This window comes from Roseobacter sp. FCG-D35, from assembly GCF_033436665.1.
Classification (GTDB): domain Bacteria; phylum Pseudomonadota; class Alphaproteobacteria; order Rhodobacterales; family Rhodobacteraceae; genus JAWQFO01.
The window spans coordinates 328,811-353,200 of record NZ_JAWQFO010000003.1 but is presented as its reverse complement, the minus strand read 5'-3'; the positions used below and the strand labels follow the sequence as shown (position 1 = coordinate 353,200).

General features: G+C 66.5%; 23 protein-coding genes. 14 read left to right on the top strand and 9 right to left on the bottom strand.

What is annotated here, in order from left to right; translation table 11 throughout:
* Window positions 1-41 precede the first annotated feature (41 nt).
* Window positions 42-692: a carbonic anhydrase gene (locus R5H30_RS09995; protein WP_318328140.1), complete on the bottom strand. Its 651-nt coding sequence runs from the start codon at window positions 690-692 to the stop codon at window positions 42-44.
* Window positions 693-835: 143 nt separating this feature from the next.
* Here R5H30_RS09995 and R5H30_RS09990 point away from each other — a divergent pair, with 143 nt between their 5' ends.
* The 3 genes from R5H30_RS09990 (at window position 836) to R5H30_RS09980 (ending at window position 3,455) form a co-directional block, all read left to right on the top strand.
* The gene (locus R5H30_RS09990) at window positions 836-1,216 is read left to right on the top strand and encodes a hypothetical protein (protein WP_318328139.1); all 381 of its coding nucleotides are present in this window, start codon (window positions 836-838) and stop codon (window positions 1,214-1,216) included.
* 68 nt (window positions 1,217-1,284) lie between these two features.
* The gene (locus R5H30_RS09985; protein WP_318328138.1) at window positions 1,285-2,667 is read left to right on the top strand and encodes a leucyl aminopeptidase family protein; all 1,383 of its coding nucleotides are present in this window, start codon (window positions 1,285-1,287) and stop codon (window positions 2,665-2,667) included.
* Window positions 2,664-3,455, top strand: coding sequence for a C40 family peptidase (locus tag R5H30_RS09980; protein ID WP_318328137.1), 792 nt, complete (start codon window positions 2,664-2,666; stop codon window positions 3,453-3,455). Before R5H30_RS09985 ends, R5H30_RS09980 begins: the two co-directional genes overlap by 4 nt.
* 76 nt (window positions 3,456-3,531) lie before the next feature.
* Here R5H30_RS09980 and R5H30_RS09975 read toward each other — a convergent pair whose 3' ends face one another.
* From R5H30_RS09975 to R5H30_RS09965, 3 genes are all read right to left on the bottom strand, one after another.
* Window positions 3,532-3,879 carry a DUF2794 domain-containing protein gene (locus tag R5H30_RS09975; protein WP_318328136.1) on the bottom strand — a complete coding sequence of 116 codons (348 nt, stop codon included), beginning with the start codon at window positions 3,877-3,879 and terminating at the stop codon, window positions 3,532-3,534.
* 51 nt (window positions 3,880-3,930) lie between these two features.
* A complete protein-coding gene (locus tag R5H30_RS09970; RefSeq protein WP_318328135.1) occupies window positions 3,931-5,592 on the bottom strand; it encodes a Y-family DNA polymerase in 1,662 nt (553 codons plus the stop codon).
* A gap of 114 nt (window positions 5,593-5,706) precedes the next feature.
* Window positions 5,707-6,324 carry a TetR/AcrR family transcriptional regulator gene (locus R5H30_RS09965; protein ID WP_318328134.1) on the bottom strand — a complete coding sequence of 206 codons (618 nt, stop codon included), beginning with the start codon at window positions 6,322-6,324 and terminating at the stop codon, window positions 5,707-5,709.
* A gap of 127 nt (window positions 6,325-6,451) precedes the next feature.
* Here R5H30_RS09965 and mbfA point away from each other — a divergent pair, with 127 nt between their 5' ends.
* The 7 genes from mbfA to R5H30_RS09930 all read left to right on the top strand — a co-directional run bounded on the left by mbfA (window position 6,452) and on the right by R5H30_RS09930 (window position 12,269).
* Complete coding sequence (gene mbfA / locus R5H30_RS09960; protein WP_318328133.1) at window positions 6,452-7,426, top strand: iron exporter MbfA; 975 nt, start codon at window positions 6,452-6,454, stop codon at window positions 7,424-7,426.
* A 36-nt stretch (window positions 7,427-7,462) separates the two neighbouring features.
* Window positions 7,463-8,392: an AEC family transporter gene (locus R5H30_RS09955; RefSeq protein ID WP_318328132.1), complete on the top strand. Its 930-nt coding sequence runs from the start codon at window positions 7,463-7,465 to the stop codon at window positions 8,390-8,392.
* Window positions 8,393-8,456: 64 nt separating this feature from the next.
* Entirely contained in the window at window positions 8,457-9,290 is an 834-nt protein-coding gene (gene fghA, locus R5H30_RS09950; protein ID WP_318328131.1) for an S-formylglutathione hydrolase, read from the top strand.
* A complete protein-coding gene (locus R5H30_RS09945; RefSeq protein ID WP_318328130.1) occupies window positions 9,287-9,739 on the top strand; it encodes a YaiI/YqxD family protein in 453 nt (150 codons plus the stop codon). Before fghA ends, R5H30_RS09945 begins: the two co-directional genes overlap by 4 nt.
* A 69-nt stretch (window positions 9,740-9,808) precedes the next feature.
* A complete protein-coding gene (locus R5H30_RS09940) occupies window positions 9,809-10,429 on the top strand; it encodes an HAD family hydrolase (protein ID WP_318328129.1) in 621 nt (206 codons plus the stop codon).
* Window positions 10,426-11,340, top strand: coding sequence for an ornithine cyclodeaminase family protein (locus tag R5H30_RS09935; protein WP_318328128.1), 915 nt, complete (start codon window positions 10,426-10,428; stop codon window positions 11,338-11,340). The genes R5H30_RS09940 and R5H30_RS09935 overlap by 4 nt, the downstream gene beginning before the upstream one ends.
* Window positions 11,337-12,269: an alpha/beta hydrolase gene (locus R5H30_RS09930; RefSeq protein WP_318328127.1), complete on the top strand. Its 933-nt coding sequence runs from the start codon at window positions 11,337-11,339 to the stop codon at window positions 12,267-12,269. The genes R5H30_RS09935 and R5H30_RS09930 overlap by 4 nt, the downstream gene beginning before the upstream one ends.
* Window positions 12,270-12,273: 4 nt before the next feature.
* On the opposite strand, the gene R5H30_RS09925 is transcribed toward R5H30_RS09930, so the two are convergent.
* Window positions 12,274-13,518: an MFS transporter gene (locus R5H30_RS09925; protein ID WP_318328126.1), complete on the bottom strand. Its 1,245-nt coding sequence runs from the start codon at window positions 13,516-13,518 to the stop codon at window positions 12,274-12,276.
* A gap of 146 nt (window positions 13,519-13,664) precedes the next feature.
* Between R5H30_RS09925 and zapE the strand changes: the two genes are divergently transcribed.
* On the top strand, window positions 13,665-14,723 hold the full coding sequence (gene zapE, locus R5H30_RS09920) for a cell division protein ZapE (RefSeq protein WP_318328125.1): 1,059 nt from the start codon (window positions 13,665-13,667) through the stop codon (window positions 14,721-14,723).
* 4 nt (window positions 14,724-14,727) lie between these two features.
* On the opposite strand, the gene R5H30_RS09915 is transcribed toward zapE, so the two are convergent.
* The 4 genes from R5H30_RS09915 to R5H30_RS09900 are packed head-to-tail and all read right to left on the bottom strand — an operon-like array spanning window position 14,728 to window position 21,009.
* The gene (locus tag R5H30_RS09915; RefSeq protein ID WP_318328124.1) at window positions 14,728-16,002 is read right to left on the bottom strand and encodes a bifunctional folylpolyglutamate synthase/dihydrofolate synthase; all 1,275 of its coding nucleotides are present in this window, start codon (window positions 16,000-16,002) and stop codon (window positions 14,728-14,730) included.
* Window positions 15,999-16,946 (bottom strand): acetyl-CoA carboxylase, carboxyltransferase subunit beta, encoded by a 948-nt coding sequence (accD, locus tag R5H30_RS09910; RefSeq protein WP_318328123.1) that lies wholly within the window; start codon window positions 16,944-16,946, stop codon window positions 15,999-16,001. The genes R5H30_RS09915 and accD overlap by 4 nt, the downstream gene beginning before the upstream one ends.
* A gap of 56 nt (window positions 16,947-17,002) precedes the next feature.
* Complete coding sequence (locus R5H30_RS09905) at window positions 17,003-17,908, bottom strand: CPBP family intramembrane glutamic endopeptidase (RefSeq protein ID WP_318328121.1); 906 nt, start codon at window positions 17,906-17,908, stop codon at window positions 17,003-17,005.
* Window positions 17,905-21,009, bottom strand: a complete 3,105-nt coding sequence (locus tag R5H30_RS09900) for an ABC transporter transmembrane domain-containing protein (RefSeq protein ID WP_318328120.1) — start codon at window positions 21,007-21,009, stop codon at window positions 17,905-17,907. Before R5H30_RS09900 ends, R5H30_RS09905 begins: the two co-directional genes overlap by 4 nt.
* 198 nt (window positions 21,010-21,207) lie before the next feature.
* Here R5H30_RS09900 and ilvD point away from each other — a divergent pair, with 198 nt between their 5' ends.
* From ilvD to R5H30_RS09885, 3 genes are all read left to right on the top strand, one after another.
* Window positions 21,208-22,971 (top strand): dihydroxy-acid dehydratase, encoded by a 1,764-nt coding sequence (gene ilvD / locus R5H30_RS09895; protein WP_318328119.1) that lies wholly within the window; start codon window positions 21,208-21,210, stop codon window positions 22,969-22,971.
* Window positions 22,952-23,557 carry a hypothetical protein gene (locus R5H30_RS09890; protein ID WP_318328117.1) on the top strand — a complete coding sequence of 202 codons (606 nt, stop codon included), beginning with the start codon at window positions 22,952-22,954 and terminating at the stop codon, window positions 23,555-23,557. Before ilvD ends, R5H30_RS09890 begins: the two co-directional genes overlap by 20 nt.
* A 65-nt stretch (window positions 23,558-23,622) precedes the next feature.
* Window positions 23,623-24,387, top strand: coding sequence for a DUF6478 family protein (locus R5H30_RS09885; protein ID WP_318328115.1), 765 nt, complete (start codon window positions 23,623-23,625; stop codon window positions 24,385-24,387).
* Window positions 24,388-24,390: the final 3 nt, after the last annotated feature.

The following is a 24,390-nucleotide window of genomic DNA, read 5'->3' as shown; positions in this document are numbered from 1 at the left end:
GCAAGCAGTCGACGTCCGCTCGTAATGCGGTGCAGAGCCCGTCAGACCGGGGCGAACTCGCCGCTCTCGGCGTGATAGGCTTCGAGCCCGCCTTCGGCGATGTCGGTCCATAGCCCGTGCAGCGACAGTTCACCCCTGTCGACCTTCTCGGCGACGAAGGGAAAGGTCATCAGGTTCTCGAGGCTCGCCAGCACCGCCTGTTTCTCAAGCATGCGCGCCTGAACCTGCGGGTCGGTCTCTTGTTCGACGAGTTCGTACTTGGGCTTGAGAATATCCATCCAGCGCCCGACGAAGCTCGTCTTTTCCTCGAGTTGCGGTGCGATGCCCTTGCACATGTCGATGCAGCCCTGGACACCGCCGCAGCTGGAATGGCCCAGCACGATCAGATGCGCGACCTTGAGCACCTGGACGGCGTATTCGACCGTCGCACTGGTGCCATGGTGATCGCCGTCCGGTTCATAGGGCGGCACGAGGTTGGCGATGTTGCGGTGAATGAAGAATTCGCCCGAATCCGCGCCGAAGATCGAGGTGACGTGGACTCGGCTGTCGCAGCACGAGATCACCATCGCGCGCGGCCTCTGGCCCTCGGTCGCCAGCCTGCGGTACCAAGCGCGGTTTTCCGAGAACCCGGTGGCTTTCCAGCCGTGGTAGCGTTTCGTCAGATACGCCGGAAGAGGTTTCGCCTTTTTCATTTCCTCACCGCTCTTGCGTGGACTTCACATCAGCGCCTAGCGCGAAAACGACACAAATTCGAGAGAAAACATACCACCCCCGCAACGGTTTGGAGAGAGGTGGATCGTTAGGACCCGTGCGTGGGAGACTGCGAGGGTGAGACATGAACGGTGTTCTGAAGATGCGGCTGTGCGAGGCCGTGAACGTGGACCAGGACCGGCTCGGCGCGCTTTACGCGCAACTCGGCGAAGACGGGGCCGAAGACGTGGTTTGCCGCGCGATGGAGGAACTGGCCCTGCGCCTGTCGCATTGCATGCGCCTGCACGCGGCGTGTGACTGGGACGAACTGCGCAAATGCGCCCGCTCGATGATCGCGATCGCCAACCAGATCGGCATGCACGCCCTCTCCCGCGTGGCGGGCGACGTCATCGAATGCCTTGATGCCCGCGACGGAATCGCGGCGGCCGCGACGCTGGCCCGGTTGCTGCGGGTGGGGGAGCAATCGCTGACGGCCATCTGGGACCTTCAGGACCTCACCATCTGATCCCTTGCGACCGCCGTCATTCGGACTAGGCTGGCGACGACTCCCGCCTTTCCGAAAGCTCCGACCACATGACCCTCGCCTTCGCCGAACCGACAGATCAATCCATTCCTCTGCACGTCCTCGCGGAGGACGAGGTGCCCGACTGGCTTGAACAACAGCCGGAAACGACACAGGCTTGGGTCAGGGCCACCGGCTTCAGCGGGGCGCTCGGCCAGACCTGCATCCTGCCCGACACCTCGGGCGGGATCACCGCCGCGCTCGCTGGCTATGGCACCGCCGAGAAGCGCCTGCGCGGACGTTTTCACCTGGCGTCCTGCGCAGCGAGGCTGCCCGCGGGCACCTACCGGATCGAAAGCGGTCTCGATGCCGATCAACTTTCCCTCGAGGCGCTGGGTTGGCTGCTCGCCGGGTACCGCTTTGACCGCTACAAGGATGCCAGCGCGATGTCCGCGCATCTCGTTGCGCCCGAAGGTGTGGATTCGCGGCGGATCGAGGCGCTGGCGGCAGGCGAGGCGCTCAGCCGTGACCTAATCAACACGCCCGCCTCCGACATGGGGCCTGCCGAACTCGAGGATGCGGCGCGCGACCTCGCCAAGACGCATGGGGCCGAGATTTCGGTGACCACCGGTGCCGACCTTCTGAGCGCGAACCTGCCGATGATCCATGCCGTCGGTCGCGCCTCCGAACGCGCGCCGCGGCTCATCGATCTGACCTGGGGTGACCAGGGTCCGCGGCTGACGCTGGTCGGCAAGGGGGTCTGCTTCGACACCGGCGGGCTCAACATCAAGCCCGGGTCCTCGATGAAGTTGATGAAGAAGGACATGGGTGGCGCAGCCTCGGTGCTGGGACTTGCGCACATGATCATGGCGACCGGAGCGCAGGTGCGCCTGAGGGTGCTGATCCCTGCGGTCGAGAACAGCATATCCGGCAACGCCTTCCGGCCGCAGGACGTGCTGACCTCGCGCAAGGGGCTGACCGTAGAGATCAACAACACCGACGCCGAAGGCCGGCTGGTGCTGGCCGATGCGCTGGCGCTTGCCGACGAGGAAGCCCCGGACCTGATCGTGTCTATGGCGACCCTGACCGGCGCCGCGCGCGTGGCCGTGGGTCCGGATCTCGCGCCCTACTACTGCGATGACGACGGGTTCGTCGCGGCGCTCGAACACGCGGCGCGGGCCGAGGCGGACCCGGTCTGGCGGATGCCGTTCCATCCGCCCTACGAGAAGATGATCGAGCCCGACATCGCGGATCTCGACAACGCGCCCTCGGGCGGTTTCGCCGGCTCGATCACCGCGGCGCTGTTCCTGCGCCGCTTCGTCACCCGCAGCCGTTACGCGCATTTCGACATCTACGGCTGGCAGCCCTCCGACGCGCCGGCCCGGCCCAAGGGCGGCGTCGGCCAGGCCACGCGGGCGCTCTTTGCCGCGCTGCCGCGGCTGATGCAGACATGACCGACAGGCGCCTCACGCCCGATCCAGAGCATCTGCGCACGCGCATCCCGGCACGCGTCACGGTTCCCGTCAGCGATCTCTGCCGCAGTCCGGACGGGCCGCGCGACCGACAGATGCTGCTGGGCGACGGCGTGACCGTGTTCAGCGAGGACGATGGCTGGAGCTACGTGCAGGCGGCGCGGGACGGCTATTGCGGCTTCCTGCGGTCGGAAACTGTCGGCCCCGCGCTCGAACCGACACATCGCGTGGCGGCGCCCGCGACGCAGGCCTACAGCGCCCCCGACATCAAGTCGCCGGACCGCATGACGCTCAGTTTCGGGTGCCAGCTCTGCGCTACCTCCGAAAGCGCAACTTTCATCGAAACGCCCGAGGGCCACGTGCCGCGCCAGCATGTCCACCGGATCGGCACCTACGCTTCGGACCCGGCCTCGGTGGCCGAGCTTTTCCTTGGAACGCCCTATCTCTGGGGTGGCAATTCGCGCAATGGCATCGACTGTTCGGGGCTGGTGCAGGCAGCGATGCTTGCGTGCGATATCGACTGCCCGGGCGACAGCGACATGCAGCGCGCGCACCTCGGAACCGATCTGCCCGCCGGCAGCGACTACCGCCGCAACGACCTTATCTTCTGGACCGGGCATGTGGCGCTTGTCACCGGTCCCGACATGTTGATCCATGCAAACGGCGGCCACATGGCGGTGGCCGTCGAGGGAATTGCGAACGCGATTTCGCGCATCGAACGGCAAGGCGACGGCCTTCCGACGGCGCACAAACGGCTCCCGCCCGCTTGAGGCCGCGCTGCGTCGGGTTCCGGTCTATGGCGCAGCGTCGCGCTGAACGCGACCGGCCCGGGCATAAAAAAAGCGGTCAGTCGACCGCGCGGATGAGCTTGCGTTCGAGGACGCGGAGCACGGTCTTCAAATCGTGCCCGCGCCGCAGGATGCGCCCGTCCATTCCGACGACCGCGTAGATCCCCTGCCTGTCACGCAGCTTGGGCCGTTTTTCGATGCGGTAGAGCGGGGTTTCGGCGGTGCGCCGGAACACCGAGAAGACGGCGACCTCGCGCAGGCAGGAAATCCCGTAGTCGCGCCATTCCCCGGCGGCCACCATGCGCCCGTAAAGCGACAAGATCACGCTGAGTTCGCTGCGCTGGAATGCGACCTGCGCGGGCGGCAGAGGGTAGAGGTTGCTCGGCGGCGGGGTCGGTGCGTTCATGGCCCGATGGTCGCCGGGTTCGGGTCGCAAATCAATACCCAGATGCGGCACTCAGGCAAAGCTGCCCTGGCAGAACCAGCCCGAGGACATCGTCCCGCCATGCCCGTAGAAGACCCAGAGCCGTCGTCCCTCGCCGGTCTCCACCACCCAGTAGTCGCGTACGCCGCTGCGCCAGGCCGGATCGTCGAGCCACCATTCCGGCGCGATCCGCTCGGGCCCCAGCGCCCGGCGCACGGCGTGATCCTGCCCGCGCCAGCGGAAGCTTTCGGGCGTGGCGGGCCGGTCCGGGGCCTGCACCACCTCGGGCGGCCAGACCAGCAGCGGGCGCGGCGGCGCGGTGCGCGGCCACGCCCCGGCATGGGGTTCGGACCAGGCCGCGGCAAGCACCTTGGCGGTCTTTTCGGGGATGTGGCTCTCGGCCGGGTGCAGCCGGGTGATCGCCTCCAGCCCGACCCGCGCCCCGATCCGGCCCACCAGGTCGTCAAGCGCGGTATTGGCCGCAAGCCGGTCGCGGACCGCCTGCCCGGCGTCCAGATGCCCCGTCGCGCGACGTTCGTGCACCGGTTCGGTCTGCATCGCCTCGAGGCGCAGCACGTCGATGCCGAAGCCTGCGTCGATCTCGTCGAGCTTCAGCGCCAGCAGACCGCGCACGCGGTCGGGATCCTGCGTCGGACGGGCAAGGCCGACCTCGACGCTGGCAATGCCGTGATCGCTGCGGAATGCCTCCAGCCGCACCCGGCGCGCAGCGCGGGCCTTCGCCTTCAGGCTTTCGCAGAGGCGCGGCAGCAGGCGGTCGATCCCGGCGAGGATGTCGGCCTCGAGCCCGATCGGGTCCGGAAGGGTCAGGCGCACGGCGAAATGCTCGGCCGGCTTCGCGGGCGAGACCGGCTCGGGGGCCGAGCCCATCGCCTGGTCGAGCCGCATCACCAGACCGCGCCCGAAGCGCCGCGCCAGACCGGCGCGCGGCTGGCCAAGCAGGTCGCCGACGCGTCGCAGGCCGAGCCGGTCGAGCTGTCGCGCGATCTCGGGGTCGAGCCGAAGCGCCGCCACCGGCAGCGGCGACAGCGCCGAATACATCTGCCCCGGAGCGGCGATGCGATGCGACAGCACCTGGGTCGTGGACGTGACCGGCGGGGCTGCCCCGCCCTTGGTCCAGTGCCGGCGCCGGGCCGCGCGCGAGCGCGTGGCGGGCGCCTCCTGGTCGATGACGTCACCGCTGCGATGACCGCCGGCCGCCTGGCCCGCGAAACGCGCCAGCGCCCAGGCCGCCCCCCGGGTGTCGGCAAGCCCCATACGCACCGCGAGGCCGAGGTCGTTGCAATCCTGCTCGACCACGCCCAGGAGCGGCGCCTCACCACCGAAGAGATGCGCGCAGCCGGTCAGGTCGACGATCAGCCCGTCTTCGCCCTCAGGCGCCACCCAGGGGCTGAACTTGCCGGCCCAGCGCCGCAACCCTGACAGGAACGCCGCCTCGGCCTCGGGGCTGCGGGCGCGGGTCAGCAGCCCCGCGCACATGGCATGGGCGTCCCGCACCGGCTGGCCGACCCGCAGCCCGGCCGCCCGGGCAGCGGCGTTGAGCGAGCTCAGCACCTGCATGTTCTGGCGCTCCTCGACGATGGCCAGCGGCGCTTCGGCAAGCTGCGGCTCCCGGCGGATCAGCCGGTCGGCCCCGAGGCTCGGGAACCACAGCGAAAGGATTCGACGATCGTTCATCGGGACGACGGCAGCAGGATCCGCGCCGGGCAGATGGCGCAATGTTCATACTTTGTTCTAGTGCGAAACTAGACCCCGCAACGGGTCGAGTCGAGTCCGCCGGGCGGAAAAGGATCAGGTGCCGTAGCGCGCCATGAAGGTTTCGAGCGCGCCGTCGACCACGCGGTCGATTTCGGCATCGCTCACGGATTTGCTGACCCCGAAGATCAGCCGCGGCCAGACATCGGCCTTGCAGAGCTCGCCGAACTGGTCCGCCGCAAGCCCGACATCCTCGATCTGGAGCTCGCCACGTGCAATCGCAGTTTCGAGATAGGCCGAAATCTCTGCGCGCATGACCGCCGGACCGGAATTGTAGAACTGCTGGCCGAGTTCCGGGAAACGGTCGGACTCGGCGACGCAGATGCGAAAGATCTGCTGGCCGAACCGCGAGGTGAGAAACTTCAGGAAATGACGGCCGGCCTGTCCCAGAACGCTGCGCGGCGGTCCGGCCATGTCGATCCTGTCCAGACCTTCGCGGGCCTGCCGCGAGCATTCGCGCTGTGCGACTTCCAGAAACAGCAGCCGCTTGTCGGGGAAATAGCTGTAGAGCGTGGCCTTCGAGACGCTGGCGACGCGGGCGATCTCGTCCACGCTGGCGCCTTCGAACCCGTCGGCCATGAACACAGTCCGGGCGCCGTCGAGCACCTGGTCGAACTTGCGGCCCTTGCGGACCGCCGCCTCTGCCATGCCCATACGTTCCCTCCTCCACCCTTCCACGATATAAACCGTTCGGTTCAGTTCCAAGCAAAAATACGTGGGCGTTGACTGTCATTGCGCGCTCACTAGATTAGAATCATTCTAATCAACCTCGGGGGCAGGTATGCGGTTCGGCTTTTCGCGCAAGCGCTTCAGCGATCTCAGCGAACAGGAAATCCTCGCACTCGCGATCTCGTCCGAAGAGGACGACGCGCGGATCTACCGTGGCTACGCCGAGACGCTGCGCGAGGACTATCCGGACAGCGCGCGGGTGTTCGAGGGCATGGCCGCCGAGGAGGACGAGCATCGCCGGCGCCTGATCGCGCTGCACGAGGATCGCTTCGGCAAGGTCATTCCGCTGATCCGGCGCGAGCACGTCGCCGGCTACTACAACCGCAAGCCCGTCTGGCTTGTCGAGAACCTCGGGCTCGATCGGATCCGGGCCGAGGCGGAAGGCATGGAAAAGGATGCCGAACGCTTCTACCTGCAGGCCGCGTCGCGCACCAGCGACGCCGCGACTCGCAAGCTGCTGGGCGATCTGGCTGCGGCTGAGGCGGGCCACCAGCAGAAGGCCGACGATCTCGCGGCCGAGCACCTCGACGCGGCCGCGCGCCGGACCGAGGACGAGACCGCGCATCGCCAGTTCATCCTGACCTGGGTGCAGCCGGGACTCGCCGGACTGATGGACGGGTCGGTCTCGACCCTGGCGCCGATCTTCGCCACCGCCTTCGCGACGCAGGACACCTGGACGACCTTTCTTGTCGGTCTCGCCGCCTCGGTGGGCGCCGGCATCTCGATGGGTTTCACCGAGGCCGCCTCGGACGACGGGCAGCTTTCGGGGCGCGGCTCGCCAGTCAAGCGCGGGCTGGCGACCGGCGTGATGACCACCGTGGGCGGGCTTGGCCACGCATTGCCCTATCTCATCCCGCATTTCTGGACCGCGACGATCATCGCCTGCATCGTCGTTTTCATCGAACTCTGGGCCATCGCCTGGATCCAGAACCGATACATGGAGACGCCGTTCTTCCGCGCGACGCTTCAGGTCGTGGTCGGCGGCGCGCTTGTGCTGGCCGCCGGGGTGCTGATCGGGTCGGGCTAGCTTGCGGCGCTGCAGCGACGCGGCTAGCTTCGCGGCATGATCGAGATCCTGTTCAAGACCCTGCCGTTCTTCGCCATCATCGGGCTGGGGTACTGGGCCGGAAAGACGCGGTTTTTCAGCGAGGAAGCGACCGCGTACCTGACCAAGTTCGTGTTCTACTTCGCGTTGTCGGCGATGCTGTTCCGGTTTTCCGCCAACCTGTCGCTGGCCGAGGTCTGGGACACGCGGCTGGTCAGTGCTTACCTATGGGGCACCGCCTTCGTCTACGGCATCGCGACCGCGGTTGCCTTCTTCCGCGGGCTCGACGTGCAGACCACAGCCGTCGAGGCGCAATGCGCGGTGATCGGCAACACCGGCTTTCTCGGAGTGCCGATGCTGACGCTGTTGATCGGGCCGCAAGCGATCGGACCAGTGGTGCTGGCGCTTGCGGTGGATCTGGTGGTGTTCTCGAGCCTGATCGTGGTGCTGATCACAGGTGCGCGCGAAGGCCGCATGAGCCTGCGCATCCTGCGAACCGTGGCCGTGGGTCTTGTGAAAAACCCAATGATCGTCGCCATCTCGGCCGGGCTGATCTGGTCCGGGCTCGAGATCCCGCTCCCCGGTCCGCTCAACGACTTTCTCGACATTCTCGGCGGCGCGGCGACGCCCGGCGCGCTGTTCGCCATCGGCGCCTCGCTGGCCTCGAAATCCGCCGAACGCATGAGCATCGCGATCTGGCTGAGCTTCTGCAAGCTGGTGCTGCATCCGCTCTTCGTGTTCTTCGCCTGCGTCTTTATCTTCGGCGTCGACACCTTCAGCACCGGGGTCATCGTCGCGGCGGCGGCCCTTCCCGTGGCGGGCAACGTCTATATCCTCGCCCAGCACTATGGTGTTGCCCCGCAGAGGGTCTCGGCGGCGATCCTGATCTCGACGGCGGCCAGTATCCTGACGGTCAGCGCGGTGATCGCCTGGCTGGCGCAGCCCTGAACGCTTGCGGGCCGGGGGCGCAGCGGCTAGCCAAGGGACCGACGCGGCAAGAAGAGGGGCTGCAATGAAGACTGTATCGGAGAATGCGAGTTTCGGCGGAACCCAGGGCGTCTACAGCCATGCCTCCACGACTTGTTCGTGCGACATGACCTTCGGCCTGTTCCTCCCGCCGCAAGCCAAGACGCGCGCCGTCCCTGTGCTGTGGTATCTGTCGGGGCTGACCTGCACGCATGAGAACGCGATGGTGAAGGCCGGCGCACAGGGTTGGGCGGCCGAGCACGGGATCGCGCTGGTGTTTCCCGACACATCGCCGCGCGGTCCAGACGTCGCGGACGATGACGCCTTCGATCTGGGCCAGGGGGCCGGGTTCTACGTCAACGCGACCGAGGCGCCCTGGTCGGCGCATTACCGGATGTGGGACTACGTCGCGGAGGAACTTCCGAAGCTCTTGGCGCGCAACTTCGACGGCCTCGACATGGACCGGCAGGCGATCACCGGGCATTCGATGGGCGGACACGGGGCGCTGACGCTCGGGATGGGTCTGCCGGGGCGCTTCCGGTCGCTCTCGGCCTTCTCGCCGATCTGCAATCCGACGTGCAGCGACTGGGGGCGCAAGCAGTTCGGGGCCTATCTCGGCGAGACCGAAAAGAACTGGCAGGCGCATGACGCGAGCCTTCTGATGCGCGAGAAAGGCTTCGACGGGCCGATCCTGATCGACACCGGCACCGACGACCAGTTTTACGACCTTCTCAGGCCCGAGGCTCTGGCCGAGGCGGCGGCGGCGCGGCACCAGCAGATCACCTTCCGCCTGCAGGCCGGCTACGACCACAGCTACTTTTTCGTGTCGAGCTTCATCGCCGATCACGTCGCCTTCCACGCGGCAGCGCTTGGAGAATGACGCGCCTTTTCGTCGACGCGGATGCCTGTCCGGTGAAGGCCGAGGCCGAACGCGTGGCGACGCGGCACAAGATCCGGCTTTTTCTCGTCTCCAACGGCGGGCTTCGGCCCTCGCGCAACCCTTTGGTCGAGACGGTGATCGTGGCCGAAGGCGCGGATGTCGCCGACATGTGGATCGCCGAGCGCTGCGGGCCCGGTGACCTGGTCGTGACCGGCGACATTCCGCTGGCCGCGCGCTGCGTCGAGGCCGGCGCACGGGTGATCAAGCATGACGGTTCCGCCCTGACGCAGGCCAATGTCGGGCAGGCTCTGGCGACACGCGACCTGATGGCCGACCTGCGGGCCGCCGACCCGTTTCGGCAGGGTGGCGGCAGGGCCTTTACAAAGGCCGACCGCTCCCGTTTTCTGGACTCACTGGAACGGGAAATCCGTGCGGCACTTCGCGACTGAGCGCATTTTCCGACACAAAGAACGGACCGGGATTTTGCAGCATTCCGGCGGCGGGGGTACGGAACGGGCATGAAGCCGAAGGCAGTGGTTTTCGACATCGGCAACGTGCTGATCGAATGGCAGCCCGAGCGATTCTACGACGCCGAGATCGGCGAAGAGCGGCGCCGCGCCATGTTCTCGGCCGTGGACCTGCACGGGATGAACGATGCGGTCGACCGCGGCGGACATTTCACCGACACGATCTATGCCACGGCGGACGCCAATCCCGACTGGCGCGCCGAGATCCGGCTCTGGCACGACCGCTGGATCGAACTGGCCTCGCCCGTGATCGAGCACTCGGTGCGGCTGATGAAGGCGTTGCAGGCGCGTGGGGTACCGGTGTTCTCGCTGACCAATTTCGGCATCCAGAGCTACGATCTCGCCGCCGGGTACTATCCGTTCCTGCGCGAGTTCGACCGTGATTTCATCTCCGGGCATATGGGCGTCATCAAGCCCGATCCCGCGATCTTCGAGCGGCTCGAAGCCGACAGCGGCCTGGCCGCGTCCGAGCTGATCTTTACCGACGACCGCGCCGACAATATCGCTGCGGCGCATCTGCGCGGCTGGAAAACCCATCATTTCACATCGCCGCAAGGCTGGGCGGACAGGCTGGTGGCCGAGGGTCTGCTGGACGCGACGGAGGCGCGATGACCGTTCCCGTGATCCCCTTTGAGGCAGGCGAGGCCGGTCTCGACTGGCTCGAACTCACCGACGCGCTGGCAGCGGGGCATGATTTGCCCAAGGCTGAGGTCGGCGATACCTTCATCTACCGCGACCCGGATACGCTGCTCAGCCGGTCGGCCTGGATCGACGGGCTGGGGATCGCGGTGAAGTCGGCCACGATCTTTCCCGGCAATGCGCGCCGGGGCAGTCCGGCGATCAACGGCGGTGTCACGCTCTACGCGGACACGGACGGGACGCTCGAGGCGATCGTCGATTTCCACCTCGTGACCAAGTGGAAGACCGTGGGCGACAGCCTGCTGGCCGCACGCCGGCTCGCCCGGCCCGACAGTGCACGCATCCTGATCGTCGGCGCGGGCACTCAGGGGCGCAACCTGCACGCGGCCTATTCCGCACTGTTCCCTGCCGCGGCCTTCGCGGTGTGGAACCGAACGCCCGAGAACGCCGCTGCGATGGCCGCCGAAATCCCCGGCCTCTCGGTCACCGATGACCTCGAGGCGGCGGTGCGCGAGGCCGATATCGTCACCTGTGCCACGATGTCGACCGAACCCGTGATCCAAGGCGACTGGTTGCGGCCCGGCCAGCACGTCGACCTGATCGGCGCCTACCGCCCCGACATGCGCGAGGTCGACGACACGGCCCTGCTGCGGGCGCGGATCTTCGTGGACAGCTACGACACGACGCTCGATCACATCGGCGAGTTGAAGATCCCGCTGGCCTCCGGTGCAATCCAACGGGATGACGTGATCGCCGACTACTACTCGCTCGACCGCTTCGCACGCGGGTCGGAGGACGAGATCACGCTGTTCAAGAATGGCGGCGGCGCACATCTCGACCTGATGACCAGCCGCTACATCCTGTCACGCTGGAAGGCCGCATGACCTGGCTCACGGCGGTGCTGATCGCGGCACTGGCCGTCACCGCGTTGCCCTGGATCCTGGAACTGCGGCGCCGCCCGATGGACGATGCGGCGCGCCAATCGGCGCCGGGGCAGTTCGCCGATCTGCCTCAGGGGCGCACCCATTACCACTGGACCGGGCCAACAAACGGACCCGTCGCGGTCTGCGTGCACGGGCTGACGACGCCGGGTTATGTCTGGCGTGATGTGGCCGACGGTCTGGCCGCGATGGGCTACCGGGTGCTGGTCTACGATCACATCGGTCGCGGCTTTTCGGACCGCGCCCGTCAGGTTCAGGATCGCGCATTCTTCATCGACCATCTCGACGCGCTGCTCGCGCATGAAGGCGTCGACCAGCCGGTCACGCTTCTGGGCTACTCGATGGGCGGCGCCGTGGCGACCGTCTATGCGGCCCGCCACCCGGCCCGCGTCCGCGCGCTGATCCTGCTGGCTCCGGCGGGGATGGGGCGCGTGGCGGTGGGCGTCAACGGCATGCTGCTCAACACCCCTCTGCTGGGCGACTGGCTGATGCTGACGACCTACCCCAAGCAGTTCCGCGAGGGCATCGAGGCGGAGCGCGCAAGCGGCCACGACGCGACGGACGTCAACGACAGGCAGCTTGCCGAACTCGAGACACGCGGCTTCGTGCCGGCGGTCCTGGCTAGCCTGCGCGGGCTGATGTCCGAAGTGCTGGAACAGGACCACCGGGCGATCCTGCGGGCGGGCATCCCGGTGCTCGCCATCTGGGGCCGCGAGGACGAGGTGATCCCGCTGGCCGCAGCGGACGTCCTGACCACCTGGAACCCGGATGTGCGGACCGTGATCGTCGACGGCGCCGGGCATGGCCTGCCCTACACGCACGGGCAGGATGTGATCGAGGATATCGCGGGTTTTCTCGACACGCGGACCTGACCCGTCAGGCTGCGGCCAGCCCAGGCATGCGGCGCTCGCGGATCGGCAGGTGCACGATGGCGCTGAAAGCGCCGACGGCGACGCCGATCCACCAGACCATCGTGTAATCGCCATAGACGTCGTACAGCCTTCCGCCGAGCCAGACACCCATGAAGCTGCCGACCTGATGGCTGAAGAAGACGATGCCGTAGAGCGTACCCATGTAACGCAACCCGTAGATCTGCGCGACCAGACCCGAGGTCAGCGGCACGGTGGCGAGCCACAGGCTGCCCATGGCGATCGAGAAGAGTATCACCGAGACCGGCGTGATCGGCAGGAGGATGAAGATCGCGCCGACGATCGTGCGCGCGGCGTAGATGCCGGCCAGCACGTATTTCTTGGTAAAGCGCTTGCCGGCCCAGCCCGCCGCCAGCGTGCCCGCGATATTGGCAAGACCGATCAGCGAGATCGACACCGCGCCCAGCGCCGAAGTGGTCGAGATGCCCATGCCATGCAGCACGCCGCCGGGCAGGATCGGCCCGCAAAGCTCGGTCACGAAGGCCGGGAAATGCGCGGTGATGAAGCCCAGTTGGTAGCCGCAGGAGAAAAAGCCGAGAAAGATCAGCGTGAAGGACGGATCGCGGAAGGCCCGGCTGAGGATTTCGCCAAGGGTCTCGTCGGGCTCGGCGCTCGGGGTCGCCTGCGGAGCGCGCATGAAGGGCAGCAGCAGGGTACAGGCCATGATCGCCACAGCAAAGACGACGAAGGTCAATTGCCAGGTCAGGAACCCCAGCAGCCATTCGGCGACCGGAGCACCGACCACCTGGCCGATGCTGCCTGCCGCCGTGACGACGGCCAGCGACATCGAGCGGTTCTCGTCGGACGCCGCGCGCCCGACGGAGGCGAGGATCACGCCGAAGCCGGTACCGGCGATGCCGAACCCGACGAGCCACTCCCAGTTCTGCATCGCGAAGGGCGTGGTCGATACCGCCGAAAAGATAAGTCCGGCGGCATAGAAGATCGCGCCGATGAAGATTGCCTTGCGGTCGCCGATCTTCTCCGCGATCGCCCCGAAGATCGGTTGTCCGATGCCCCAGGCGAGGTTCTGGATCGCGATGGCCAGCGAGAACTCGGCGCGCAGCCACCCGAACTCGTCCGCGATCGGGATCTGGAAGACCCCGAACGAGCCGCGAATGGCGAAGTTGATGATGATGATGCCGCAGCCAACCAGCAGGACGGGCGTGAAGAAGGATGAGGTGCGCTGTTCCATTCAAAAAGCCCGCCTGAAGATCAGAAAGATGCCTAGCCTCTGGACCGGTCCAAGGCAAATCAAGAGATCTTGGCGTCACTTCACGAATATTGATGCGGGGCGGCGAGGCTTTCCAACGGCGGGCCGTCGCGATATTTGAGGTCCGGATGAGCACCCTGACCGAGATCTACGACCGCGAGGTTGCCGCCGGAAAGCTGCGCGACGACCCGGCGCAGCGTGAAGTGCTTCCCGAGTTCGAACGCATTCGCGCCGAACTGTCCAAGCCGGTCAAGAAAGGCCTTTTCCGCAAGGCGCCCGAGCCGCCGAAGGGCCTCTATCTGTGGGGCGGTGTCGGGCGCGGCAAGTCGATGCTGATGGATTTCTTCGTCGAGCACCTTGACGGTGTCGCGGCGCGACGGGTGCATTTTCACGCCTTCATGCAGGAAATCCACGCCGCCATGCACGAGGTCCGAAAGACTGGCGTCGAGGATGCGATCACGCCGGTGGCCAAAGACGTCGCCGCCTCGCTGCGCCTGTTGGCATTCGACGAGATGCAGGTGACCGACATTACCGATGCGATGATCGTCGGGCGCCTGTTCCAGCATCTCTTTTCCGCCGGCGTCGTGGTGGTCACGACGTCGAACCGGGTGCCCGACGATCTTTACAAGAACGGGATCAACCGCGAGGTGTTCGTGCCGTTCATCGAACTCATCAAGACGCGCATGGTCGTCCGGGAGCTCAGCAGCCCGACCGACTACCGGCAAGACATCCTCGGTGGGCATCAGGTCTATTTCACGCCGGTGAATGCCGAGTCTCGCGCCGAGATGAACACGGTCTGGGAAGAACTGGCCGGCGGTCCGGGTGAGCCGCTGGAGTTGCGCGTCAAGGGCCGCACCGTCGAGATCCCCCAGTTCCGCAACGGCGTGGCGCGGGCGCGGTTCCACGATCTCTGTGGTCAGCCGCTTGGTCCGGCGGATTACCTCGCGCTCGCCGAGGCGGTGAAGGTACTGCTGCTCGACAACATCCCGTCGCTGTCACGCTCCAACTTCAACGAGGCCAAGCGCTTCGTGACACTGATCGACGCGCTTTACGAGGCGCGCGTGCGGCTGATCTGCTCGGCCGCCGACAAGCCCGAGATGCTCTATCTCGAAGGCGAGGGCACGTTCGAGTTCGAGCGCACCGCCTCGCGCCTGCGCGAGATGCAGGGCGCCGACTGGGGCACGTGACGGCTCAGCCGTTTTCGCGCAGCACCGTCCCGGCAAGGTAGAGCGAACCGCAGATCAGGATACGCGCCGCTGGTTCGTCCGCGACGATCCGCCCGATCGCCTCGGCGACCGAGGGTGCGGTGGCGGCCTGCATACCGACTTCGTCGGCCTTCGCGGCGGTGTCTTCGGCGCTCAGCGTATTGGCCTCGCCGGGGATCGAGACCGCGACCAGCCCCCGGACCTCCGGCGCCAGCGGGCCGAGATAACCGGTCACGTCCTTCGTGTTGAGCATCCCGCAGACCAGGTAGGTCGGGCGCCGCGGTAGGCTTGCCAGCACCCAGCCCAGCGCGACCCCGGCCGCCGGGTTGTGGCCGCCGTCGAGCCAGACCTCGGCGTCCTGCGCCAATTCGACCAGCGGCCCGTGGCGCAGACGCTGCATCCGGGCCGGCCACTCGGCGCGCGTGACCGCAGCTTCGCACGCCCGTTCGCCGATTCCGAGGTGTCGCAGGGCGGCGAGTGCGGCCCCGGCGTTCTGGATCTGGTGATCTCCGGGCAGGTTCGGACGCGGCAGATCGAGCAGTCCGGTCTCGTCCTGGTAGGTCATCCGGTCGCGTTCGGGGTAGGCGTGCCAGTGCTGCCCGTAGGCCAGAAGCGGCGCACCGAGCCGCGCGGCGGTCGATTCGATCACGTCGAGCGCCTCTTCCTCCTGCGGTCCGACCACGCAAGGCACCAGCCGTTTGAGGATTCCCGCCTTCTCGGCAGCGATGAGCTCCAGCCTGTCGCCGAGGAAGGCCTCGTGATCCATCGAGACCGGCGTGATGACGGTCAGTTCGGGCCGCGCGATGACGTTGGTCGCGTCGAGCCGTCCCCCCAGTCCGACTTCGAGCAGCGTGTAATCGGCGCGCGCACGGGTAAAGGCGAGGATGGCGGCACAGGTCGTGATCTCGAAATAGGTGATGCGTTCGCCGCCGTTCGCGGCATAGCACTCGTCAAGCACCTCGGTCAGCGCGGTCTCGGCGATCAGGTCGCCGGAGACCCGGATACGCTCGTGAAACCGCGCGAGGTGCGGCGAAGTGTAGGCGTGCACGCGTTTCCCCGAGGCTTCGAGACCGGCGCGGATCATCGCCAGGGTCGAGCCCTTGCCGTTGGTCCCGGCGATATGGATCACCGGGGGCAGGTCGTTCTGCGGATTGCCGAGCGCGTCGAGCAGTCGCCAGACCCGATCGAGCGTCAGGTCGATGATCTTGGGATGCAGCGACATCATCCGGGCGAGGATGACGTCGGATGCCGCCGTGCTCATTGTTCCGACGGGGTCTTGGCCTTCTCCACCTTGGCCTCGGCTTCGACGGGGGCGGCCTGCGGTTCCGGTGCGGGCAGGTCACCGCGGACCGCCGGCGGCAGGCCGAGCAGCATTCGCACGATCTGGATCAGCTCGTCCCGCAGCTTGGCGCGCGGGGTCACCCGGTCGAGCATGCCGTGGTCCAGCAGGTACTCGGCGCGCTGGAACCCCTCGGGCAGCTTTTCGCGGATCGTCTGCTCGATCACGCGCGGGCCGGCGAAACAGATCAGCGCGTTCGGCTCGGCGATCTGCACGTCGCCCAGCATCGCATAGCTGGCCGTTACCCCGCCTGTCGTCGGGTGGGTCAGCACGACGATGTAGGGAAGCCCCGCCTCTTTCAGCATCTGCACCGCCACCGTCGTGCGCGGCATCTGCATGAGCGACAGGATGCCTTCCTGCATCCGCGCGCCGCCGGCGGCGGAAAACAGGATCAGCGGCCGCTTGAGCTTCACCGCCTCCTCGGCGGCGGCAATGATGGCGTTGCCGACGTACATGCCCATAGATCCGGCCATGAACGAGAAGTCCTGCGCCGCCGCCACGACGGGGGTGCGCCCGATCTCGCCTGTGGCGACCAGCATCGCCTCGGCCTCGGACGTCTCCTTTTGTGCCGCCTTCAGCCGGTCGGGATACTTCTTCTGGTCGCGGAACTGCAGCGGATCCTGCTTCGGCTGCGGGACGCGCACCTCGTTGAAGACGCCGCCGTCGAACAACGCCGCGAAGCGCGCGCGCGGCGTGATGTGCATGTGATGGCCGCAGTTCGTGCAGACGTTGAGATTGTCCGACACCTCCCGGTGGAACAGCATGGTTCCGCACTCGGGGCACTTGGTCCACAGGTTGTCCGGGGTTTCGCGGCGCGAGAAGATCGAGTTGATCCGCGGCCGGACGTAATTCGTGATCCAGTTCATTCCTTGCCTCGCTGAGGGTCTTTTTTCTAGATAATCGGGCGCGTCGCGAAGTGCAATCAGCGCTGGATCGCAAGGCGCGCGGCCAGCCAGCTTACGATCATCATCGCGAAATCGACCGGCAGCCAGGCACGCAGCGCCGCCTCGTCGTCGGCGGAGAAAGGGGCAAGGTAGAGCGACAGCCCCGACAGCTCGTCCGGCAGAGACACGATCAGCATCGCCGAGGCGTTGTTGACAAAATGCACCGCGATCGCGGGACCAAGCGTACCGGCGCGCGCGGTGAGATCGGCCATCAGCAGCCCGAAGACCAACGCCCAGACCGCGATCAGCCCGGCATTGTTTCCGTTCGCTTCGGGCAGGTAGTGCCCGGCGCCGAAGGCCAGCGCCGGCAGCAGCATCCAGACCAGTGGCGACCGGAACCGGGCGGCAAGCTGCTGTTGCAGGTAGCCGCGAAAGACGATTTCCTCCGACCCGGTCTGCACCAGGATCGCCGCCAGCGACAGCGGCAGCAGCATCAGCCAGCGACCGGGATCGACATTGGGCACGAAGGGCGCACCCCAGTCCCAGGGCGGCAGGATCCAGACCGCGGCATTCAGCACCACAAGGACCAGGATGACGCGCGAGAACTGCGCGGCGGTGGCGCGGGCGGGTCCGATCAGGCTCTGCCAGCCCTTGCCGTGCACCACCAGCCGCGCCGCCAGCACACCCAGCGACATGAAAACGAACCCGAAGAGCAGCGCGTACATCGCCGCGGGCGTTGCCCCGGACACCAGAGCGTCCAGAGGATCCGGCTCGCCCTGCGCGCGCCAGGCCCGGAATAGCGACCGGTACAGGAACTGCGTGCCGGCGATGTAGACGAGCATCGCGACGATCGCCCCGAGCAGCAGCCGCCAGAGCTGCGCCGTGTCGCGCAACGGCGCGATCAGCCGTTCGTGGGCCGTGTAGGCGGAGATGACAGGTGTCACACGGAATCCTGCTCGACGGGCGGCCGCACCGGCCCCGCTTCCTGCGGGATGTCGATGCGCGCCTCGCGCATCAGTTCCGCCGCGCCGGTCAGGTGCGAAGCCACGGTCTTGAGCAGGATCATCAGCACTGTCGGATCATGCTGGATCACCGCGCGGAATTCGCTGGCGCCGATGCGCAGGAACTGGCTGTCCTCGACCGCGTCGAGATCGAGCTGGCGCGGGTCGTCGAGGATGATCGCGAGATCCCCGATCAGGCGGCCGGGCGAGACCACGGTGACCTCGTGAGGCTTTCCGTCATCGTCGCGGTACCCCAGGATGGCCTGTCCGGAGATGCAGAGGTATGCGGCGTCCGGCCGTTCGCCCATCGAGAAGATGCGCGTGCCGGCCTTCACATCGAACCATTGCGCCGAGAAGGCAAGCAGGCGCTGGTTGCGGCTGTCGAGGTCGGCAAAAAGCTCGGTCCGGGCGATCACCTTAAGCTTGCGCCGCAGGTCATGTGACGCGCCGTTGCCGGCATCCCCCGCATCGCTTTCCGACACGCCGTCGATCCGTCCGTTCTTGATCTCGATGAAAAGGTCATAGGCCTCGGGCGTCTCGAAACGATCCTCCATGAAGATCATCGTGGTGTCCGGCAGCGCGTCGCCCAGCCGGCCTCGGGTCTCCTCGATGGTGCCCGCGTCCTGGCTGGCCAGCGCCTGGTCGAGGATCAGCACGTCCGGGCGCTTGATCCCGGCCCGGCAAAAGGCCACGCGTTCCTGGAACACGGTGGGAAGGTTGGTGCCGCCGAGCCCCGCCGGGATATCCCAGATGGTTTCGGCCACAAGATTGCGCAGGTCGTGTTCGACTAGAACGTCGGCGACGATGTCCTCGACCACCTCGCCCTGAACACCGGCAACCGAGGAGATGCGTCCGTAAAGCAGATTTTCCAGAACCGTCAGGCGCGGCAGGTAGTTGTCCATGGCGATCGGAATGAACAGATCCTCGGTGCGTTCTCGCAGGCTGGGGCCACGATCCTTGCGGATCTCGAGGATCTCGCGCTTGAAGCTTTCAGGGAAGGCAGGCCCGATCTGTTCGGCGGTGAAGGCGAAGGGGACCGTCAGCAGCAGCGCGAATTCGTTCTCATCGAGCGCCTGGTCGCCTTTTTCGCGACGGCGCGTGGCGATGTCAACGAGCCGCTCGTAAAGCTCTTCCTCGATTCCCAGTGCGGTGAACAGTGGATGGTTCGTTCCATCCATGCCGAAGGTCTGGTGCAGCGTCTCGATCACCGTCTGCGAGATCGCGATACCCTGCTCGGCCAGCCCCTGCTCGGCGATGAGCTGCAGGAACTTGCCTTCGGAAACCAGGCCCTGCTGCGAAATCTCGCGGCGCGGCGCGGCGAAAAGCAGGTTGCCGCCCAGCGGGATCGACGGGTTGAAGCTGTCCGGGTCGAAGTGGTTCACCACCCCGTCCACGCCCTTTTCGATCAACCGCTCGCGCACCTCGCCGCGCAGCTCCACGATGCGCTCGACCAGTTCCTTGTGACGGTCGGGATTGATGCGCGACCGCAGCATCCGACGGAACATGACCTCGTCGATCCGCATGGTCTCGGTCAGCCGAAACCACCAGTCGCGGACCTCCTTCTCGGTCTCCAGCCCCGCCAGTTCCGGGTTGACCCAGTCCGCGTGAATGCTGTCGGCACTGTTGCCGGACTTGCGGGCCTCGCGCGCCTCGCGCTTGCGCGTCTTGGGGTCCCAAAGGACCGTCGTGGGATTGAACTTGAGCGACATCAAAAGGTTGTCACCGACCGTACCGTCGAACAGATAGGGCCGTGAATGCGCATAGCCGATGCGTGTTGCGATCACCGCCTGGTGCAGCTCCGACAGGTTCTGGCCGTTGAAGCTGACGCTGCCGCGCGCCGGCGAAACCTCGCGCGTCAGCAATTCGGCGAAGGCAGTGCGTTCGGCCTGGCTCGACGACTTGATGGCAACGCGCGCGCCTTTCGGGATCTCGAGGTTCAGGTTCTGCAGCACCGGGTTGCCGTCCTCGTTGCGCACGGTGACGTCCTTGATCGATATCGGCCCATTCAGGTGCGGCATCTCCTCGGGCGTGCCCTCGAAGAGCGTCTCGTCGATCATGCCCTTCGGCGCAAAACGCTCGCAGACGATGTCCCAGCGCAGCGACATGTCCTGCACCTGGTTGTAGTAGATCAGCAGCTCGCGCCAGGGGGCCGAGAGATCCTTGTAGGCGGCCAGCGCCGCGACCAGCGCCCCGACCGTGATGTCGCCCCGGATCGCGAGGTAGCCGCCGACGGCGTAGAAGAAGAACGGCGTGAGCTGGGTGATGAAGTTGTTGAGGAACTTCATGAAGAACTTCTTCTGGTAGATCTGGAAGCGGATCCTGAAGAGAGTTCCCAGCCGATCGGTGAAGGCGGCGAGCCGGTATCGCCATCCGGCGTTCGTGCGCAGGTCGGTGATGCCCGCGGCGGTCTCGCCGATCTCGGCGGCGAAGTGGCGGATCTCGACGATCCGCTCCTTGTTCAACTGGTTGATCTGGCGTTGCAGGATCGGGATCACGTAGGCCTGCAGCGGGATCAGGGCGATCCCGGCCAGCCCGAACCAGACGCTCTGCAAGAACAGGAAGATCACGATGATTAGCATCTGCCCGGCCTGGAATACCGGCTGCGCCACGGCGTCGCCCATCAGCCCGCCCATCGGCTCGGCCTCGGAGGTGACCATCGCAACCAGCTCGCCCTGGCTGGTATTGCGATAGTAGCTGCGCGGAAAGCGCATCATGCGCGAGATCAGCGTGTAGCGGAAACGACGCAGCATACGCTCGGACAGGATGCCCTTCATCGTGTTGAGCCGCATCTTCAGCAAGCCGTGAACGAGGACCGCCCCGAGATAGGCGAAACACAGCAGCATCAGGAATTGCGTTTGCGTCAGGTCGTACCCGAAGGGCAGGCGGATGATCTGGCTGTCCGAACCGATGGCGTCGTTGATGATACGCTTGGGCAGTTCCAGCGTGGCGTAGAGGAACGGGAAGGTGAACACGGTGAAAAAGAGCAGGAAGATCTGCTCGCGCCTGGAATACTTCCAGATAAAGGAAAAAAGCGTCTTTTCCATGAATCGGCCTTCGCCAGGGATCGCCCGCGACCGCCGCGCCGCCCCGCAGTATGAGCAGGAAACCTAAGGGCGCCCCTACGTCAATACAAGCATCGGAGAGGTCACCGGGCCTGTGCGCCTGCGCAGGCTTGTCGCTTGCAGGCACCTTGCGGGATGGATATTCCGTCCGGGACAGATATCCAGGGGAGCCCGCAAGCCATGTCAAATCTTCGGTTCGACAAGTCGAAACTGCCCAGCCGACACGTCACCGAAGGGCCCGCGCGCGCGCCGCACCGGTCCTACTATTACGCCATGGGTATGACCGAGCAGGAGATCCACCAGCCGCTGGTCGGCGTGGCGACCTGCTGGAACGAAGCCGCGCCCTGCAACATCGCGCTGAACTGGCAGGCCCAGTCGGTGAAGACCGGTGTCCGCGCGGCCTCCGGCACGCCGCGCGAGTTCACGACCATCACCGTGACCGATGGCATCGCCATGGGGCACGAGGGCATGCGGTCGTCGCTGGCCTCGCGTGAGGCCATCGCCGATACGGTCGAGCTGACCATGCGCGGGCACTGTTACGACGCCATCGTGGGGCTGGCCGGGTGCGACAAGTCGCTGCCCGGGATGATGATGGCGATGCTTCGACTCAACGTGCCGTCGGTGTTCATGTACGGCGGGTCGATCCTGCCGGGCAAGGTTCCCGAAGGCGCCGACGTTCCGGACGATTTCGCAACACGTGATCTGACCGTGCAGGACATGTTCGAAGCCGTCGGCCGCTACCAGTCCGGCGATGTCAGCGATGCGCAACTGGCCGTTCTCGAACGCGTGGCCTGCCCTTCCGCTGGCGCTTGCGGCGGCCAGTTCACCGCCAACACGATGGCCTGCGTTTCGGAAGCGATCGGGCTTGCGCTGTTCAATTCATCCGGGATGCCGGCGCCCTACGAGAACCGGGCGCAATACGGCGAAGCGTCCGGACAGGCGGTCATGGAGCTGCTGCAAAAGAACATCCGCGCCCGAGACATCTGCACGCGCGAGGCGTTCGAGAACGCGGCCCGCATCGTCGCCTGCACCGGCGGGTCGACCAATGCCGGCCTGCACCTGCCGGCAATGGCGCACGAAGCGGGCATCGATTTCTTCCTCGAAGACGTCTGCGAAATCTTCCGCGACACGCCCTATTTCGTCGACATGAAGCCAGGCGGCGCCTATGTCGCCAAGGACCTCTACGAGGTCGGCGGCGTGCCGGTGGTGATGAAGGAGCTGCGCAAGGCCGGGCTGATCCACGAGGACTGCATGACCGCCTCGGGCCGCTCGATCGGCGAAGAACTCGACCGCGTCGAGCGCGAAGCCGACGGAAAGGTTATCCACCCGGTCGAAAACCCGATCACCAGGACCGGCGGCGTTGTCGGCTTGAAGGGCAACCTCGCCCCCGAAGGCGCCATCGTGAAGGTCGCGGGCATGTCAGAAGCCGACCAGATATTCACCGGCCCCGCGCTGGTCTTCGAATGCGAACAGGACGCCTTTGAGGCGGTTCAGACTCGCGCCTACAGCGAAGGCGACGTCTTCGTGATCCGCAACGAGGGACCTGCAGGTGGCCCGGGCATGCGCGAAATGCTGGCGACGACCGCGGCGCTGTCCGGTCAGGGGATGGGCAAGAAGGTGGCGCTCATCACCGACGGGCGGTTCTCAGGGGCGACCCGCGGCTTCTGCGTCGGACATGTCGGCCCGGAGGCCGCGCTTGGCGGCCCGATCGGGCTGCTGAAGACCGGCGACATGATCACGATCGACGCGATCAAGGGCAGCATCAGCGTCGATCTCTCGGAAGACGAGATCGAGGCCCGCCGCAAGGACTGGGCCGGACCGCGCGTGACGAATTACGCCTCCGGCGCGCTCTGGAAATACGCGCAGCTTGTCGGGCCGACCTACCTTGGCGCGGTGACCCATCCCGGGGCCAAGTCCGAGACCCATGAATACATGGATCTCTAGGGGCGTCGTTTTCGCCCTATCGGCCTTTGGCCTCGCCGCCTGCGAGACGGCACCGACAAACTCGGGCGCGCGCTCCCTGCCGACGCAGGCGCTGCTGGCTAATGGCGCGGTACTGCTCGTCGCACCAGCCGGCTACTGCGTCGACACCCGCAGCAAGAAGGACGCGTTCGCGTTGCTGGCACGCTGCGACACGATGGGCGGCGAAACCGGCGCAGGCGTACCGCTTGGTGTGATCACCGCGACCGCCCTGCCGGCGACGTCGGACCGGGCGCTGCCGGATGCCGCCGAGTTCCAGGCCACGCGCGGGGTTCGGCGCGTGTTCGAACAGTTTGCCGGCAGGTCGCAGACCCTCGTGCGCGCCGAGGGTCCGGCTCCGGCACCGGGTCTTTCGACATTGCACTGGCGCGGCACCACGCGTGTCGGCGGCCACATGCTCGCCGTTGCGGTCTACGGCCCTGAGGGCAGTGCTGCGACGGGCCGTGAAGGCCGGCAACTCGCGCAGCAGGTCATGGCGCGATCACGCAGTGGAACCGACGCGCTGTTGCGAAGCCGGCAGGCAGCAGGCCAGACACCGGCTGCCCCCTGACGGCGACGGCTTACGCCGACGCCGATCGCACGTTAGACAGGAACTGGACGACAGCGGAGCGGCGAATGGCGATGGCGGACGGTGGCGACAGCATCCTCGATCTTGCGCTTTACCGGCGCGAGATGCGGCACTGGACGCGCGCGGCCCGGCGGGCGACCTCGACGCGTCCCGCGGTGCTGCAACGCCAGCGCGATCGCGCGCGACTGCTGCGCGGCCAGCTCGATCGGCTGATTTGCGCTGCCGACGACCGTCTGTCCGGCGTCGGCGATGCTCCACCATCGCGGCCGCACAATGCCGATTGGGTCTGGACCCCGGCGGCTTGGCAGACGGGGTTCGAGCGGCGCGGACGTGCGCCTGCCACGTCCGGAACCGGCTTCGGCGAGAACCTGACACTGTTCCACGACTGCCCCCGATCCGAGATCGTCCTGCGGCAGATCCCATCCGCTGCCGCGGGGGCCAAGGCCGTGTCACTCGATGTCTATGCCTTCGAGGGCTCGTTCCTGTCGCTTGCCATCGACCTTCCCGAGGAAGCGACACGGGGCCTGAGGCGGACGCACCTCTTCCGCCTCGGCTGCCGGGTCGCTTCGGAAAGCCCGCTGACGGTCTACGCCCGGCTCAACCTCCGGCACGGTCCGAACACCGCGCAGATCCTGCGTGAACTTCCCGACGCGACCGAACCCGTCGCGATAGAGTTCGATCTCGCCTACACCGATTTCGACGAGACCCGCGATGCAAAGGCCTGGATCGACCTGATCTTCGAACACCCGGAGATGAACCAGATCTCGGTGCACGATCTGTCCCTGTCCCGGCGGCCCCGGGCGCAGGTCTGAGAG